The organism is Streptomyces katrae (genome assembly GCF_000966975.1).
GTDB lineage: Bacteria > Actinomycetota > Actinomycetes > Streptomycetales > Streptomycetaceae > Streptomyces > Streptomyces katrae.
Window position 1 is genome coordinate 1 of the sequence record NZ_JZWV01001767.1, and the last position, 510, is coordinate 510.

A 510-nucleotide genomic window follows, 5' to 3' on the forward strand; every position below is an offset into this window, starting at 1 on the left:
TGCGGGCCGCTGCCGGAGCGGGCGGTGGACCCGAGGGGGTGCTGCGGCTGGAGGTGCTCGGGCCGCTCGCCGGGCTGCGGGCCGGGCCCGGCCGGATCGGGCTCGAACGGCGGGGGGAGAGCGCCGGGTTCGTACTGACCGGCTACGACGCCCAGGGCGCGACCGCGCCCGTCGAGCCCCGGGACCTGACCCTGGACTACGACCGCTCCCGCTGGCGGGTCACCGAGGACGGCCGGGGCGGCTTCACCGTCACGGCCCTCGTCCCGCAGGCCTCCGGCCGGCTGACCGCGACCGTCAGGACCACCGGTGCCACCGCCGGACTTGCCCTCGGGGTCGGCTCGGCGGCCGCCCCCCTGGCCGGCTTCGAGGACGCCGCCGCCTGGACGGGCCCGGGCGCGGCCCCCGCCGAGGGCCACCCCGGACCCGGGCTCGCCCTGGAAGCGCGCGCCGACGCCGCCGCGGCCCCGCCCCGGCCGCTGCCCGTACCGGAGCTGACCCGCGCCCTGTCCC

The 510-nt window shown here is 81.4% G+C and carries 1 pseudogene; it reads left to right on the forward strand.

Features of this window, described 5'->3' with window-relative positions:
• Positions 1 to 510, forward strand: a pseudogene (locus tag VR44_RS40515) (phosphodiester glycosidase family protein); the annotation flags it as partial.